Raw genomic sequence first — 328 nt, 5'->3', positions numbered from 1 at the left:
AAAAAATATAATGCTTTTGAACTGTCTGATTTAACATCAAATCCAAATCGATAATTTATGCCTAATTCATATTGAGCTTTTGCATGATTTTGTTTTGCGGCTTTTTCTAACCAAATAAACGATTTTTCAGAGTCACCGCGCTCTGAATAAATAACCGATAAAGCAAATTCAGCTTCTACATATCCTTGTTCTGCTGATTGCTGATACCAATAAAAAATTTTATCATTATATTTTCCATCAACGTTTTTCGATAACAACAAATTTGCTAAATGATACTGAGCAACCTTATCTCCATTTTCTGCTTTAATGATTAAATTATTTTCGTTAT

General features: G+C 29.3%; 1 pseudogene. It reads right to left on the bottom strand.

The window, feature by feature from the left end:
• A pseudogene (locus tag H3S73_RS13660) lies at positions 1-328 on the bottom strand (SEL1-like repeat protein); the annotation flags it as partial.

It is taken from the genome of Gilliamella sp. B14384G12 (assembly GCF_016101825.1).
Classification (GTDB): domain Bacteria; phylum Pseudomonadota; class Gammaproteobacteria; order Enterobacterales; family Orbaceae; genus Gilliamella; species Gilliamella apicola_N.
The sequence above is the reverse complement of the archived record's forward strand: the minus strand, read 5'-3'. Positions and strand labels throughout refer to the sequence as shown.